Source organism: Rhizobacter sp. P2_G4 (assembly GCF_056403575.1).
Map to the genome: position 1 here is coordinate 19,770 of NZ_JBFUFG010000017.1, position 13,068 is coordinate 32,837.

Annotated in this window: 16 protein-coding genes; 4 read left to right on the forward strand and 12 right to left on the reverse strand. The window is 66.7% G+C overall.

Annotation, left to right across the window (positions count from 1 at the left end):
* The first annotated feature begins 2 nt into the window (after positions 1-2).
* Both AC1DYS_RS30500 and AC1DYS_RS30505 read left to right on the forward strand, forming a co-directional pair.
* Complete coding sequence (locus AC1DYS_RS30500; protein WP_477905578.1) at positions 3-1,154, forward strand: glycosyltransferase family 9 protein; 1,152 nt, start codon at positions 3-5, stop codon at positions 1,152-1,154.
* Between the two features lie 345 nt (positions 1,155-1,499).
* Positions 1,500-2,051, forward strand: coding sequence for a hypothetical protein (locus AC1DYS_RS30505; protein ID WP_477905580.1), 552 nt, complete (start codon positions 1,500-1,502; stop codon positions 2,049-2,051).
* A gap of 23 nt (positions 2,052-2,074) precedes the next feature.
* On the opposite strand, the gene AC1DYS_RS30510 is transcribed toward AC1DYS_RS30505, so the two are convergent.
* From AC1DYS_RS30510 to AC1DYS_RS30525, 4 genes are read right to left on the reverse strand one after another with little or no spacing between them, the layout of a single operon-like run.
* Complete coding sequence (locus tag AC1DYS_RS30510; protein WP_477905582.1) at positions 2,075-2,893, reverse strand: mechanosensitive ion channel family protein; 819 nt, start codon at positions 2,891-2,893, stop codon at positions 2,075-2,077.
* Complete coding sequence (locus AC1DYS_RS30515; RefSeq protein WP_477905584.1) at positions 2,893-3,411, reverse strand: DUF421 domain-containing protein; 519 nt, start codon at positions 3,409-3,411, stop codon at positions 2,893-2,895. The genes AC1DYS_RS30510 and AC1DYS_RS30515 overlap by 1 nt, the downstream gene beginning before the upstream one ends.
* Before the next feature lie 3 nt (positions 3,412-3,414).
* A complete protein-coding gene (locus tag AC1DYS_RS30520; RefSeq protein ID WP_477905586.1) occupies positions 3,415-3,741 on the reverse strand; it encodes a plasmid stabilization protein in 327 nt (108 codons plus the stop codon).
* Between the two features lie 22 nt (positions 3,742-3,763).
* A complete protein-coding gene (locus tag AC1DYS_RS30525) occupies positions 3,764-4,360 on the reverse strand; it encodes a superoxide dismutase family protein (protein WP_477905588.1) in 597 nt (198 codons plus the stop codon).
* A gap of 164 nt (positions 4,361-4,524) precedes the next feature.
* Between AC1DYS_RS30525 and AC1DYS_RS30530 the strand changes: the two genes are divergently transcribed.
* Both AC1DYS_RS30530 and AC1DYS_RS30535 read left to right on the forward strand, forming a co-directional pair.
* Positions 4,525-5,139 carry a YitT family protein gene (locus AC1DYS_RS30530; protein ID WP_477905590.1) on the forward strand — a complete coding sequence of 205 codons (615 nt, stop codon included), beginning with the start codon at positions 4,525-4,527 and terminating at the stop codon, positions 5,137-5,139.
* A 40-nt stretch (positions 5,140-5,179) separates the two neighbouring features.
* Positions 5,180-5,641: a nuclear transport factor 2 family protein gene (locus AC1DYS_RS30535; RefSeq protein ID WP_477905592.1), complete on the forward strand. Its 462-nt coding sequence runs from the start codon at positions 5,180-5,182 to the stop codon at positions 5,639-5,641.
* 2 nt (positions 5,642-5,643) lie between these two features.
* Here AC1DYS_RS30535 and AC1DYS_RS30540 read toward each other — a convergent pair whose 3' ends face one another.
* The 8 genes from AC1DYS_RS30540 to AC1DYS_RS30575 all read right to left on the reverse strand — a co-directional run bounded on the left by AC1DYS_RS30540 (position 5,644) and on the right by AC1DYS_RS30575 (position 12,933).
* The gene (locus AC1DYS_RS30540) at positions 5,644-5,988 is read right to left on the reverse strand and encodes a hypothetical protein (protein ID WP_477905594.1); all 345 of its coding nucleotides are present in this window, start codon (positions 5,986-5,988) and stop codon (positions 5,644-5,646) included.
* Positions 5,989-5,997: 9 nt separating this feature from the next.
* On the reverse strand, positions 5,998-6,465 hold the full coding sequence (locus AC1DYS_RS30545; protein ID WP_477905596.1) for a TIGR02594 family protein: 468 nt from the start codon (positions 6,463-6,465) through the stop codon (positions 5,998-6,000).
* Positions 6,466-6,494: 29 nt separating this feature from the next.
* Positions 6,495-7,163, reverse strand: coding sequence for a signal peptidase I (gene lepB, locus AC1DYS_RS30550; RefSeq protein WP_477905597.1), 669 nt, complete (start codon positions 7,161-7,163; stop codon positions 6,495-6,497).
* 112 nt (positions 7,164-7,275) lie between these two features.
* On the reverse strand, positions 7,276-8,646 hold the full coding sequence (gene chrA / locus AC1DYS_RS30555; RefSeq protein ID WP_477905599.1) for a chromate efflux transporter: 1,371 nt from the start codon (positions 8,644-8,646) through the stop codon (positions 7,276-7,278).
* Positions 8,647-8,749: 103 nt separating this feature from the next.
* Positions 8,750-10,021 (reverse strand): c-type cytochrome, encoded by a 1,272-nt coding sequence (locus AC1DYS_RS30560; protein ID WP_477905601.1) that lies wholly within the window; start codon positions 10,019-10,021, stop codon positions 8,750-8,752.
* Positions 10,018-10,689: a c-type cytochrome gene (locus AC1DYS_RS30565; RefSeq protein WP_477905603.1), complete on the reverse strand. Its 672-nt coding sequence runs from the start codon at positions 10,687-10,689 to the stop codon at positions 10,018-10,020. Before AC1DYS_RS30565 ends, AC1DYS_RS30560 begins: the two co-directional genes overlap by 4 nt.
* An 88-nt stretch (positions 10,690-10,777) precedes the next feature.
* On the reverse strand, positions 10,778-11,902 hold the full coding sequence (locus AC1DYS_RS30570; protein WP_477905605.1) for a metallophosphoesterase: 1,125 nt from the start codon (positions 11,900-11,902) through the stop codon (positions 10,778-10,780).
* A gap of 116 nt (positions 11,903-12,018) precedes the next feature.
* Positions 12,019-12,933, reverse strand: a complete 915-nt coding sequence (locus tag AC1DYS_RS30575) for a LysR family transcriptional regulator (protein WP_477905607.1) — start codon at positions 12,931-12,933, stop codon at positions 12,019-12,021.
* Positions 12,934-13,068 lie beyond the last annotated feature (135 nt).

The window sequence follows — 13,068 nt, forward strand, 5'->3', positions numbered from 1 at the left end:
CCATGACCTCAACTGCCATCCACCTCGCACCACGACATCAAGCCTGGCGCGATGCCCGCAACATCCTCGTCGTGCGGCTCGATAACCTTGGCGACGTGCTGATGACGACGCCGGCCATCCAGGCCATCAAGCAGACCTCGCCCGACGCCCGAATCACCTTGCTGAGTTCGCGTTCCGGCGCGGCCATCGCCCGCCACGTGCCGGCACTCGACAACGTGATCGTCTACGACGCGCCGTGGGTGAAGGGCGCGAGCCACGGCAACCTGAGCGACCGCCGCATGATGAGTGCGCTCGGCCGCGAGAACTTCGACGCGGCGGTGATCTTCACCGTCTGCACGCAGAGCGCCCTGCCCGCCGCACTGCTGTGCCGCCTGGTCGGCATTCCGCTGCGCCTGGCCTACAGCCGCGAGAACCCGCACGACCTGCTGACCGACTGGGTGCCCGACCAGGAGGTGTGCAACGACGGCATGCGGCACGAGGTGGTGCGCCAGCTCGACCTCGTGCGCTCAGTGGGCTTCCACGCGAGCAGCGAGCGGCTGGTGTTCCGCTATGCCGCGAGTGATGTGCTGAGCATGCGGCGCAAGTTCGTCGGTGCCGGCGGCGACCTGATGCGGCCCTACATCGTCGTGCACCCTGGCGCGACCTCGGCCTCACGCCGCTACCCGGCCGAGCGCTTCGGCCAGGCAGCAGAGCGCATCTGCCGCGACACCGGCTGTCAGGCTGTGTTCAGCGGCGGGCACGACGAGCAGGCGCTCGTCGCGCGTGCCAGTTCGCAGATGCACGAGCCGGCCATCTCGCTCGCGGGCCAGCTCACGCTCGGGGAGCTGGCCGCGTTGATCGCCAGCGCGCAGGTCACCGTGTGCAACAACAGCGGGCCGGCGCACATGGCAGCGGCCCTCGGCACCCCGGTGGTGGTGCTGTATGCGTTGACGCACCCGCAGCACACACCCTGGCGCGCGAAGGCCCGCGTGCTCAACAACGACGTGCCCTGCCGCAACTGCTTGAAGAACGTGTGCCCCGAGCGCCACCACGACTGCCTGCTGAAGGTGGACGCCGACGACGTGGCCGATGCCGCCATGGACCTGATCGAAACACCGCTCGCAACGCGGCGTACCCCGGTTCCCGCTGGCTCGGCGTTTCTCGCCCTGCGCTGAAGAGGCGTCGGTCCATCCTTCTGCGCTGTCGTGACCTGTGCGGTATGCACGGGTTCACGGTGCCGCATCCGGACGTCAGCGATTGATGAGGCCGCCGTCATCGAAGGATCATGACCCCCACGGTGGCCGTTCATACGATGGGTGCTTGAACATCCCAAGACCGGCGGCCCTGCAGACGCTCTCGCGTTTGCCTCAAGGCGCGGACTTCTGCGCCCAGTGTCAAAAAAGCCCGCCAAACCCCGAAGCCGCAGCGTCTTTCGCGCCATCGGAGCGCCGTTTCTTTTCTTCCGGCGACTGCTCCGCTGCCGCGTCACGCTGAAGCGTGAAGGCAAGAACCTGAACGTCGTGCTCGTGCCCGACGAGCCTGACGCACCCCTTGAGGAAACCATCGACAAGGACGCTGAAGCATTGCGTTTGCTGCGCGCGGACCTGAAGTCTCTGCTCGATGCACACCCGATGACTCGCCGGATGGTGGCTCGTCATCTCGCGGCCTTCGAGCGCGCGTTGGCGAAGCATGGGATGAATGCCTTGAACCGCGTGCCGATCGACGTTCTCGTGCCCGCGCTTGCGCAGCTCGAAGCGCTGGTCAGCAACTGGTCGAGCCCGAGCCTCGCGTCGCTCCGCTCGGAGATGTCCGTCACGCTCATCAATCGATCGAACGACCCGTTCCACGGGCACCGGGGCGAGACGCCCTCGGCCTTTACCGACTCGAGCCTGCTGGTGGCCGAAGTGTCGGAAGTATCCGAATCCATGTTCATGGAATTCGCAGAGCAATACGAGAACCAGCCGGCTGCACAGGCGCCCCAGGAAAGCCTGTCACCGATCAGCCTTGATTTCGCCCCGAGCGGCTCGCCTGCCAACGCACTCGAACACAAGGGCCGCGCGTTACCGTCCTGACGCCCTGGTCCTGCTCGTTCCAGCTACGCGTAGGTGATGGATGCGGCACGCAGCCGCTGGTCGATCTGGTGGTTGAGGTCACTCGTCAGATGGCGGCGCACCGGGCCGTGCGCGTCGTGCCACACGCACAGCTCGAAGACCAGCGGCGCGCCGACCAACGTGGGCCGCAGCACCTCGGGCCCGGGCTCCTTCATCACATCGGGCTGCGCCAGCGCGGCCTCCAGCAGCAGGCGCTCGACCACCACCGGATCGCTGCTGGCAGCCACCTGCACGGGGACCCGCAGGCGGATGGGCGCCGCGGCGTAGACCAGGTTCGTCACCTGGTCGGTGATGAACTTCTGGTTGGGCACGAGGATGGTGATGTTGTCGTGCGTGACGATCGTCGTGCGGCGTGCGCCGATCTCGCGCACCGTGCCCTCGACGGCCGCCAACTCGACACGGTCGCCCACCTTGATGGGCCGCTCGAGCATGATGATCAGGCCGCTGACGAAGTTGCTGCAGATGTTCTGCAAGCCGAAGCCGACGCCCACGCCGACCGCGCCACCGATCACGCTCAGCGCGGTGAGGTTCACACCGACGTTCTGCAGGATCAGCACCAGCCCGATGACCAACACGAGGTAGCGCACGATGGAGCCGGCAGCTTGGCGCGTGCCCTCGTCGAGATGGGTGTGCCTGAGCGCGCGGCTCACCGTGAGGCGGCGCATCGCTCCGGCAAACCACAGCAGCGCGACGAAGAAGACGATCACCCTCACCACCGATGAGACGGTGATGGGTGCTCCGCCGAGGGTGAACAGTTCGACGTCGAATTCGCGCAGGTGCTGCAGCCAGTCGGGCGTGGTCATCAGACGGGTTTCTCTTTCTTCGCTGCTGCGGGGTCGATGGGAGCCCGTTCGAAGCGAATCACCGTGACGGAACCATCACCTTCCATGTAGGCCTTCTTGACCTGGGCGACGTCGTCGACGCCGTGTTCACGCAGCTTGGACATGAGGTCGTCCTCCGTCAGCATTTCCTGTCGAAGGCTGCCCTTCAGCACTCGCCCGCGTCGCACCAACAGCAATGGCGGCGGCTCGGCAAGCTTGGCCACGGCCGGGAACCGGTAGGCCGCCCAGTCGAGCAGGTAGTTCCAGCCGATGATGGTTGCGACGAGGATGAATCCGTCGGTGATCGACTTGTACTCTCCGGCCATCGCGTTCTGCGACGCATCGGCCACGAGCACCAGCAGCAGCACGTCGGCGATGCCGATGGAACCCACATCGCGGTGCATCACGAAGCGGAAGATGATGAACAGGAACCAGTACACCGCGCTGCCGCGCAGGATCAGCTCCCACGGCGGCAGTGTCAGTTCGAACAGCGATCCCATCGGTCAGCGGCCCACGGCCTTCAGCAGCTCGGCCTTGCTCATGCCCGAGCGCCCTTTCACGCCGCGGCTGCGCGCTTCGTTGTAGAGCTGTTCGTAGGTGCGGCCCTGCTCGCCGCTGTGCGAGCGTTTGCCGCCGCGGTGGCCGGCCGACACGTCTTCGATGGAGCTGCGGCTGGCTTCACGGGCTTCACCGTGTTGCGCACGCTCCTTGTTGACGGTGCGGGCTGCGATCTCTTCGGCGAGCTTCTCGCCCTTGCCTCGCGACTTGAGGCCACTCTTGATGTGCTCGTACTGGCGTTCTCGCTTCGCACTCCATTGGTTCTGCGGCATGGTGATCTCCTTTCCGAATGGATCACATCTCCTTGGGGATGGTCTTCGCCGGCTCACCGATGCCGGCGGGAACGGCCGGCGACGCGATCACGCCGCAGGCCACGCGGATGCCGGTGTTGCCCGCCGGCTGGGTGATGTAGTCGTCGGGCTCGGCGTGGATCACGAGCGCCTTGCCCATCAGGTCGGGCGCCCCGGTGCCGAGCAGCGCGCCCTTGACTTCGAAATTCGCGGTGACGTTGCCTGCTGCGTCGGCCTTCAGCGACGGCAGATCGCCGGCATGGTGCTCGCTGCCGGGTGGCCCGTGCGGTTTGTCGGTGGGGTTGAGGTGCTCGCCCGCGCTGCTGGCGTCAGGGCTTGAACAGTCGCCCTTCTCGTGCACGTGGAAGCCATGCTCACGGCTGGGCGCAAGGCCACTGGCCTTGACGCGCACCACCACGTGGTCGCCCTCCTGCCTGAACGAGGCGACTCCACGGACCGAGCTGCCGCTTGCGGGCTTGAGCTCTGCGACCGCACGCGGGCCGTCGGACTCCGTGGTCGCGCACGCTGCCAAGGCAACGGCAAGGCATGCGGCAAACGAGGCAGCGGCCACGCGTGGCTGGCGCGAGCATGTTCTGTTCATGTCGTCTTCTCTGGTCCGATCGGAATGGACCATGTTGACCACGCTCGCGGAACGAGGCTGTAGGACAAGACCCAACACGCGGGTCGGCGTGTTGCGGTTCTGCGCAGGTCGGCCCGTTGGGGCTTTGCGAAGGGCGTCGGCATGCTTCCTGCAAACTCGCCGCAATGAGCACGCATGCCACCACCAACCAGACCCACACGCCGTTCGAAGACGCGCAGGCCATCTTCACCGGCACCTTGTTCGTTTCCCTGGCGCTGATCCTGTTTGCCCAGGTCGGCCTCATGACCGGTGGCACGGCTGGGGCGGCCTTCGTGCTGCACTACGCCACCGGCTTCAGCCTGGGCAAGCTCTTCTTCGTGATCAACCTGCCCTTCTACTGGTTTGCCTGGAAGCGCATGGGGCGCGAGTTCACCTTCAAGACCTTCATCGCCATCACCCTGCTCTCGGCGATGACGGAGTGGTCGCCGCGGCTCTTCGCCATAGAGCGCCTGCACCCCGCCTATGCGGCCGTGCTGGGCGGCTTGCTGCTGGGCTCCGGTTGCCTCTTCCTGGCCCGCCACCGCGCCAGCCTGGGCGGGGCGACCATCGTGTCGCTGTACCTGCAGCAAAGCCGGGGCTGGCGGGCCGGCGCGGTGCAGATGGGCATGGACTGCTGCATCGTGCTGACGGCGTTGTTCGTCATCGAACCGGGGCGCGTGGCGTACTCGGTGCTCGCGGCAGTGGTGATGAACCTCTTCATCGCAGTCAATCACAAGCCGGGCCGCTACGCAGTCTTGTGAAGCTTTGGTAGGCTGGTGGTCCCTCGCGAAGGAGACTCGAATGCCTGCCCGCCGCCTTGAAGACCTTGCCGCCCGACTCGCCGCCGAAGACCGGGTCGTCCGCATGTTCGTTGCTACCGACGAGCGCGACTGGCCCACGCTCGAGGGCTGTTTCACCGACCCGTTCACGCTCGACATGACCTCGATGGTCGGCGGCGCACCCGCCAGCATGACGCCGCGCCAGGTCGCCGAGGCCTGGGCCGAAGGCTTCAAGCCGCTCGACCACGTGCACCACCAGGTGGGCAACTTCCAGACCGTGGTCGATGGCGACACCGCCACCGTGCGCTGCTACGGTGTGGCGCTGCACCACCGCGCGAAGGTGGCCGCTGGGCAACGCTCGCGCATGTTCGTCGGCACCTACGAACTCCAGCTGGTGGACTCGGCAGGAGGCTGGATGATCAACGCACTCACCTTCAAGCTGAAGTTCATCGACGGCAATCTCGAGCTCGAGAAAGCCACCTGAAGCTATCGGTCCGCGGGAGGTTTGGCAGGCGGTGGCGGCTTGGCAGCCCGCTTGGGCTTGGTGATGACGTCGGCTCGCCGAGGAGGCAACACCCCATGCCACTTGGTGTGGCAGGCATTGCAGACGAACTTGCGCGTGCCCTTGTTCCAAGCCGCAAGGGTTCGGCGCGAATGCGTGAACTGCCCGGAACAGCCCGCGCAGGTGAAGCGCAGATTGGCCGGCCCGTTGGCGACCCGCAACCCGACGCTGCGAGTACGCTTGTTGCGCAGGCGCAGGTAGACCAGCCCCGCCAGGAAGGCGACCACGGCCAGGGCGGCGGCAAAGAGGATTTCAGGGGCGAACTGCATCCGGTGGGGCTAGCCCTCGAAGGCGCCAGAGGGAGCCTGGCTCGGCCAACGATAGCCCAGGACCGAAACCTTCGGATAAAAGTGCTCCCGGACCTGGTCGAGCTGGTTGCCGCCGAGCAGGTGCACGTGCTCATCGTCGCTGCGCAGAAAGAAGCCGACGTGCCCTTTCCAGCCCGAAGGATCTTCACGCGACAGCACCACGATGCAGCCGCGCACCGGCTCGCTGATTGCGTCACCCCACTCGAGCCACGACCGCGCCAGGGCCGAGCCGGTGCCGCGCAACCCAACCTGCGCCAGAGACCAGTTAACGAACGACGAACACCACGACGCCTTGTCGTCGTAACCGCGAATGCCGGCGTGCCCGTGGTACTCGGTCACCCGCGGGTTGCTTTGCCCCAGCGGGTAGGTGCTGACGCCCACCTCGCGAAAGGCGACGGTCATCCATGGCGCTTGCAGGGCCAGAGGATCAAGCTGCATCGATCTGACAGTCAGGGTCTGGCCTAGCCCTATTGAATGCGCTCGCCGATGCGCTCGATGCGCGGCAGCCAGTCGCCCTGGATGTCGGCCGACACGAGGATGTGATGCGCCCGGCCGATCAGGAGGTGCCTGGGCACGACGCCGATGTAGCGGGAGTCTTCGCTGTTGTCGCGGTTGTCGCCGAGAAAGAAGTAGCTGCCTTCCGGAACCACGACCGGGCCGTAGTTGCGCCGCGATGCGACCTTCGGCAGAAACTGCACGTGACGCTCACTGCCCGCCGCGGTCTCGGTGGCGTGAACGGCCGGGGTGCTGCCGCCGAAGCCGAGCGGTTCGGTGGCCACGCTGACATGGTCGTATCCGGCAGCGCTGCCGTTGACGAAGAGCCGGTTGTCTCGCAGTTCCACCGTGTCTCCGGGAACGCCGATGAGCCGCTTGATCAGGCGCACACCGTCTTGTGGCGACGTGAAGGTGACGACGTCACCGCGCTGCGGCTCGCCGAGCCTGGCCACGGAGATGTCGGTCAGCGGCAGCTTGAAGTCGTAGGCCAGGCGGTTGACGAGAACCACGTCGCCTTCCAGCAGCGTGGGCCGCATGGAGCCCGACGGGATTGGGTTCCAGTCGGCCATCGCGGTTCGGAAGAAGCCGAACAGCAGCAGGAAGATCAGGAAACCGCGGTTCTGCTTGAGCCAGGTTCTCATGGGTGCGCCTTGTCGCCGGTGCAAGCCGTCGATTGCACGGCGCAACCGATCGGATCAATGGCATGCGCCGATCGTACTGGGGCACGAGACCCCGTCAACTGGATCGGACAAGTCAGGCGACGAGAGGCCGGATGAAGGTGGCCGCCACACCCACCAGCCCGGACACCAGCACCACCGGGATGACGCCCACCTTGAAGCGGAACAGCGCAATGCCGGCCACGAGCCCGATGACGGCCGAGAGCCATTCGAAGTGCCCCGACAGCCCGGTGGGCCACAGCACGTGGTACGCGAAGAAGACGGCGAGGTTGACGATCACCCCGACGACCGCTGCCGTGATGCCCGTCAGCGGTGCCGTGAACTTCAAGTTGCCGTGTGTCGACTCGATGAACGGCCCGCCCAGCAGAATGAAGCAGAACGACGGCAGGAACGTGAAGAAGGTGACCACGGTCGCGGCGACTGCGCCTGAGAGGAACAGCGAATCCGCACCGAAGATTGCTTTCGTCCAGCCGCCGACGAAGCCGACGAACGAGACAACCATGATGAGCGGCCCGGGCGTCGTCTCACCGAGTGCGAGCCCGTCGATCATCTGCGGCCCGGTGAGCCAGTGGAAGTGGTCGACGGCGCCTTGATAGACGTAAGGCAGCACGGCATACGCACCCCCGAAGGTCAGCAGCGCAGCCTTGGTGAAGAACCAGGCCATCTGCGTGAGAACGGCATCCCACCCATACGTGAACGTCAGCCCGCCGATGGCGACGAGCCACAGCCCCAGCGACACGGCCAGAACCTGAACGAACCGCTTCCAGGTGAACAGCGCGTGAGCAGGTGTCGGCGTGTCGTCGTCGATGAGCGCCGACCCGAAGCCCTTGGCCGCCTTACCGTGGCCACCGCCCACGGCGAACTTGTCCGGCGCGAAGCGGCCGCCGAAGTAGCCGATGACGCCGGCCGCAAGAACGATGAGCGGGAACGGCAGGCCCACGGCGAAGATGGCCACGAAGGACGCAATCGCGATGCCCCACAGCCAACGGTTCTTCAGTGCGCGTGAGCCGATGCGATAGGCCGCTGACACCACGATCGCCGTGACAGCAGGCTTGATGCCGTAGAACAGGCCGGCCACCACCGGCACCGTGCCGAAGGCCATGTAGACCCACGAAAGCCCGATGAGCAGGAACAGCGAGGGCAACACGAACAGCCCTCCGGCGACGATGCCACCCCATGTGCGGTGCATGAGCCAGCCGATGTAGGTGGCCAGCTGCTGGGCTTCGGGCCCGGGCAGCACCATGCAGTAGTTCAGCGCGTGCAGGAAGCGCTTCTCCGATATCCAGCGGCGCCGCTCCACCAGCTCCTCATGCATGATGGCAATCTGCCCTGCCGGCCCGCCAAAGCTGATGAAGCCGAGCTTGAGCCAGTACACGAACGCCTGGCCGAAGGTGACGGGCTCGGGGGCCTCGTGTGTGCTGCTTGCGATTGCTGGGATGGCGGTCATGTGGGAGGCGCGGCGTGAACGGGTTCGATCGACGTCGAACCCCGGGGCAAATATCTCACAGCGACGCCGGCGGCCGCCTCGCTTGCGCCTCTCTCGTGCCCCCTTACCGCGCCGAACCCCGGTACTTGCTCACCTCGAGCGCGGACACCGACGTGCTCTGGTTGCCCCAGGCGGTGCGCACGAAGGTCAGCAAGGCGGCAGTGTCTTCGTCGTTGAGCGTCGTCGCAAACGGGGGCATGCCGTAGGGGCGCGGGTTGCCGGCGGTCGATGGCGCGAAACCACCTTCGAGCACGACGCGCACGAGATTCACCGGCGACTTCATCGTCACCGCACGGTTTCCGGCCAGCGCCGGGTACGCACCCGGCACGCCCGCACCCTTGTCACCGTGGCATGACACGCAGTGCTGCTCGTAGAGCTTGGCGCCGCGGCTGGAAGCCATTTCGCTCACCGGCGATGCCGTCTGAGCGCGCTCGTCTCGCGCGGGGGGCAAGCCCTTCAGGTAGCTCGCCATCGCTCGCAGGTCGGCGTCCGACAGATGCTGCGTGCTGCCGTTGACCACCTCGGCCATTGGCCCCAGCACCGAAGCACCGCGTGTGACGCCGTTCTTCAGCAGATCGACGACCTGCTGCGTCTCCCAGCCAGCCACGCCGGCTTCGTGCGGATCGCTCAGCGACGGCGCGTACCAGTTCTGCATCGGAATCAGCCCGCCGCTCAGGTCCAGCGTGCTGCTCGTCGCACCCAGCGCATTGCGGCTTCCATGGCAGGCGTTGCAGTGGCCCAGGCCTTGCACGAGGTAGGCACCCCGGTTCCATTCAGCAGACTGTTCGGCGTCATTCACCAAGGGTCCCGGCTGGAAGTACAACGCGCGCCACACCGCCAGGGCCGGTTGCGTGTTGAACGGAAAACGCAGGCCATGTGCGCGGTTCGCCTGCACGACCGGCGGCAGGCTGCGCAGGTAGGCGTAGATCGCGTCGCTGTCTTCCCGCTTCAGCAGCGTGTAGTTGGTGTACGGGAAGGCGGGGTACAGCAGGCGGCCATCGCGCGAGCGGCCGTTGTGCAGCGCGCGCCAGAAGTGGGCCGGCGTCCACCGGCCGATGCCCGTGACGGGATCGGCCGTGAGGTTGGAGGTGTAGACCGTACCGAACGGCGTCTCGATGCCCCGGCCGCCCGCATACGGCAGCCCCCCGCGCAACGTGTGGCAGCCCATGCAGTTGCCGGCCTTGGCCAGGTAGGCGCCGCGGGCGATCTGTTCGGGCGTGGCGGGCGATGCAGTGACCGACGCGTCGATGCGTTCTTCATCGCGAAAGTTGAGTGCCGCTACGGCCGCAACCAGCAGCAGCAAGACCAGCAGAACGATGGCGATAGCGCGCTTCACCGCGGCACCTCCGTCGCGATGCCACCGCAAGGCCTGGGCATGGCAGCTGGCAGTTGCGCGATCGCCTTGGTTTGTGCGGGAACCGCTTGCGCGCCGAGCCACTGGGCGACGGCACTCACGTCGTCGGGCGCCAGCGCCCGCGCAATGTCAGCCATGCAGTCGGGCGATGCGGCGCGGCGGCTGCCGGTTTTCCATGCACCGAGTTGCGCCACGAGGTAGTCGCGCGGCAGGCCGAGCAAGCCGGGGATCGCAGGCGCCACGCCGGTCAAGGCCGGCCCGTGGCACTGCGCACAGGCCGGGATGCCGCGTGTGCTGTCGCCGCGCAAGGCCAGCGCTTCACCGCGGGCAAGCACCGCAGGCGTCACCGTGGCAGGTTGCGGCGGGGGGTACGGCAGGTCGAGGTCGGCGAAGTAGCCGGCGATCTCTTGCAGGTAGGCGTTGCTCAGCGGATCGATGAGCTGCGTCATCAACGGGTAATGGCGCCGCCCGTCGCGAAAGTTGACCAGCTGGTTGTAGAGGTAGCCCGCGGGCTTGCCGGCGATGCGCGGGTAGTAGCCATCACTGGCCGCCCGCCCCTCCTTGCCATGGCAGCCGGTGCAGGCCAGCACGCGCTGGGCCATGCTGTCTTCGAATGCTGACGCCGATTGCGCCCCGCACAGACTCGCCATGAGGACGCCACACCCGAACAGGACTGAGAGACGATTCATGCGCCCAGCTTAGCGGCATGTGCCGCCGCGCACGAGAGGGCAAATTGCCTCAGCTGCCTGCAGGTACCAGCCGGAGCCGTGTGATCTCGGAAGGCGCGCCGAAGCGCTTGGGTGGGCCCCAGTAGCCCGTGCCGCGGCTCGTGTAGACCCACAGGTCCTTCAGCTTGTGCAGGCCGGCAGTGAACGGTTGCTGCAAAGGCACGAACAGGTTCCAGGGAAAGAACTGCCCGCCATGGGTGTGGCCCGACAGCTGGAGATGGAAGCCGGCCCGCTCGGCGGCCTCGGCACTGCGCGGCTGGTGCGCGAGCAACAGCCGCACCAGCGCGTGGGCCGGCGCGCCGGCCATCGCCGTCTGCGGATCGCTGCGGTGCGCCGGGTCGAAGTGGTGTGCGCTGTAGTCGGCCACGCCGGCAACGACAAGCGAAGCCGCGCCATGCTGGAGCACCGCATGCTCGTTCATCAGCACGGTGAGCCCCAGGCGGCGCAACTCCCGAATCCACGCGTGGGCGCCGGAGTAGTACTCGTGGTTGCCGGTCACGAAGAAGGTGCCGTGGCGCGAGCGCAAGTCAGCGAGCGGCGCGACGTGCGAGCCCAACTCCGCCACGCTGCCGTCGACCAGGTCGCCGGTGACGGCCACCATGTCGGCATCCATGCCGTTCACGGCGTCGACGATGGCTTGCAGGTACGGGCCCTTGATGGTCGGGCCGACGTGGATGTCGCTGATCTGCGCGATGGTGAAGCCTTGCAGCGCGGTGGGCAGGCCGCGGATGGGCACGTCCACCGTCACGATGGCCGCGCGGCGGCGCGCATTGACGAAGCCCCACAGCGTGACGACACCTGCCAGCACGGGCACGGCCTGCGCCGTCCACAACACCAGGTTGTCGGTCGACTCCATCACGAGGCTCCCCACCAGCAAGACCACGTCGCGACCGAGCGTCAACACCAGCAGCGAGGAGAACAGCCCCATGAAGATCAGCCCGGCCCAGGTGAGCGCGTCGGACAGCGACCGGTTGCGGATTCTTCGTGCCAGCAAGCCCATCGGCATCAATAACGCCGACAGAACCAGCGTGGCGACTAACAGCCACGACCACGGCGCGCCGAGAGTCGGTGCCAACCGCCATCCGATGTAGCCGTGCAACAAGGCTGAGATGACGGTCAAGGGCATGAAAGGCATGGAAACACGCTCCGGCGCGATGAAGAAGAAGCGGTAGATGCGCCCGGCCCTGCGCCGTTCAATGGCCCGAAGGGGCTGCAGGCACAAAAAATACAGCGGGTTCCGGCTGTGGTGGGTCAGCCCGCGTGCCAGCTGACCATCCACGGCGCAAGGTACTCGGCAAAGCCGTCGGCTGCCGGCGATGAGGCTCGTGCCACAGGCCGGTACAGGCAGACCTTGCGCACCGCCTCGGGGTCGACGACACGCCGCATCACCAACCCGAAAAGCTTCGCCAGCACGCCCACATAGGCGGGAGCCAGCGTCACGGCCAGACCCTGCGACGCGATGCCCAGCGCCGTGGAGATGTTGTCCACCACGTCGACCGGCGTGATGCGCACGCCGTCGGGTGCGCTCAGGCGCATCTGCGCCACGTTGCGTTCGTGGTCACGGCCGGCCGCGACGATGGGCACGTCGACCAGGTCGGACCAACGTATCGCCGAGCGCTTCTTGGTCAGCGGATGGCTGGGTGCGCACCACAGCACCCAGGCACTGTCGAACAGCGCTTTGGCAACGACGTTGTCATCGGTGACGCGGTCCGGCCCGATGGCGAGATCGACATCGCCGACGGCCACGCAGTCGACCAGCCTGTCGACCGGCACATCGCGGATCCGCACGACGACCTTCGGCCGCCGCCGCAGGTAGTCGCGCATCGCCAGCGGCAGCGCGGTGGACGCCAGCACCAGCGGCGCGCCCACACGCACCACGCCTGAAGCGCGGTTGCGAACGTCATCGGCCGCACTGTCAGCGGCGCGCACATGGCGCAGCAGCGTCTCGGCCGACCCGAGGAAGTCGCGCCCGGCGCTGGAGAGCGCCACCTTGCGCGTGGTGCGGTCGAACACACGAAAACCGAGGATGCCTTCCAGCTCGGCCACGAGCTGGCTCGCGGCCTGCGCCGTGAGCCCGAGGCGCGAAGCCGCGGTCGTGAAGCTGTGCGTCTCCGCCACGGCGATGAACGCCTCGATCTGCCGCAGCGTGTACCGGGTGAGTGCCATCCGGCGATTATCAACCTGCCCTTGCGAATGGCACAGAAACGATTGGTTGTCGTGGAGCGAGACGGCATCGAAACTTCCATCTGACAAAGGCGCAACGACGCCAAGGACAAGCGCGAAAGCGCCCTCCTCTACAGA

Coding starts and splice junctions, on each gene's coding strand:
- chrA (WP_477905599.1), bottom strand. CDS start 8,646: ATGACCGCCATCCCAGCAATCGCAAGCAGCACACACGAGGCCCCCGAG.
- AC1DYS_RS30510 (WP_477905582.1), bottom strand. CDS start 2,893: ATGACCACGCCCGACTGGCTGCAGCACCTGCGCGAATTCGACGTCGAA.
- AC1DYS_RS30525 (WP_477905588.1), bottom strand. CDS start 4,360: ATGAACAGAACATGCTCGCGCCAGCCACGCGTGGCCGCTGCCTCGTTT.
- AC1DYS_RS30500 (WP_477905578.1), top strand. CDS start 3: ATGACCTCAACTGCCATCCACCTCGCACCACGACATCAAGCCTGGCGC.
- AC1DYS_RS30565 (WP_477905603.1), bottom strand. CDS start 10,689: ATGGCGAGTCTGTGCGGGGCGCAATCGGCGTCAGCATTCGAAGACAGC.
- AC1DYS_RS30530 (WP_477905590.1), top strand. CDS start 4,525: ATGAGCACGCATGCCACCACCAACCAGACCCACACGCCGTTCGAAGAC.
- AC1DYS_RS30575 (WP_477905607.1), bottom strand. CDS start 12,933: ATGGCACTCACCCGGTACACGCTGCGGCAGATCGAGGCGTTCATCGCC.
- AC1DYS_RS30515 (WP_477905584.1), bottom strand. CDS start 3,411: ATGGGATCGCTGTTCGAACTGACACTGCCGCCGTGGGAGCTGATCCTG.
- AC1DYS_RS30540 (WP_477905594.1), bottom strand. CDS start 5,988: ATGCAGTTCGCCCCTGAAATCCTCTTTGCCGCCGCCCTGGCCGTGGTC.
- AC1DYS_RS30535 (WP_477905592.1), top strand. CDS start 5,180: ATGCCTGCCCGCCGCCTTGAAGACCTTGCCGCCCGACTCGCCGCCGAA.
- AC1DYS_RS30520 (WP_477905586.1), bottom strand. CDS start 3,741: ATGCCGCAGAACCAATGGAGTGCGAAGCGAGAACGCCAGTACGAGCAC.
- AC1DYS_RS30570 (WP_477905605.1), bottom strand. CDS start 11,902: ATGCCTTTCATGCCCTTGACCGTCATCTCAGCCTTGTTGCACGGCTAC.
- lepB (WP_477905597.1), bottom strand. CDS start 7,163: ATGAGAACCTGGCTCAAGCAGAACCGCGGTTTCCTGATCTTCCTGCTG.
- AC1DYS_RS30545 (WP_477905596.1), bottom strand. CDS start 6,465: ATGCAGCTTGATCCTCTGGCCCTGCAAGCGCCATGGATGACCGTCGCC.